1 protein-coding gene is annotated in these 770 nt (G+C 54.7%); it reads left to right on the top strand.

Going from position 1 to position 770, the window contains the following annotated elements; all coding sequences use genetic code 11:
- A partial coding sequence (locus INT22_RS01665) for an IS3 family transposase (RefSeq protein ID WP_193067574.1) occupies positions 1–731 on the top strand: 731 nt, incomplete at its 5' end.
- Between the last annotated feature and the right edge of the window lie 39 nt (positions 732–770).

Below are 770 nucleotides of genomic sequence, written 5' to 3'. Positions count from 1 at the left end.
GAGTGTGGGAAGAAAACTTCTGCGTCTACGGTGCTCGTAAGGTCTGGCGGCAACTCCGCCGTGAGGGCGTTAATGTTGCTCGTTGCACCGTAGAGCGACTCATGCGACGCCTGGGAATTCGCGGCGTGGTGCGAGGCCAACGCCCCTTCACGACGATCAGTGATCCCGGCCAGAAACGAGCACCTGATTTAGTGAAACGTGACTTTACGGCCATGCGTCCTAATCAGCTTTGGGTGGCCGATTTCACGTATGTCGCTACCTGGTCTGGCTTCGTTTACGTTGCGTTCGTTATCGATGTTTATGCACGCTGTATCGTGGGTTGGCGTGTAGCAACGTCGATGAAAACGGGATTGGTACTGGACGCTCTGGAGCAAGCCCTGTGGGCACGAAAGCACAGGCAAGGGTTAATCCACCATAGTGATAGAGGAAGCCAATATCTCTCGATCCGCTACACAGAGCGTATGGCTGATGAGGGTATCGATGCCTCAGTCGGCACCACCGGTGACTCCTACGACAATGCGCTGGCCGAGACCATCATCGGCTTATTCAAAACGGAGGTGATTCACCATCGTGGACCATGGAAAGGGCGAGATGCCGTTGAGTATGCCACGCTGGGATGGGTTGACTGGTTTAACAATCGCCGACTGCTGGAACCCATAGGAAACGTTCCACCAGCAGAACGAGAAAGGACGTATTATCGTCAATTGGAGGAGTCGGGTGAAGCTGCCTGACTCAAACAAACCGGTCTCCGGAATAACCGGGGCGGTTCA

Origin of the sequence: Halomonas sp. 3D7M, from assembly GCF_014897885.1 — a bacterium.
Taxonomy (GTDB): Bacteria; Pseudomonadota; Gammaproteobacteria; order Pseudomonadales; family Halomonadaceae; genus Vreelandella.
This window is presented reverse-complemented; position numbering and strand designations above follow the sequence as displayed.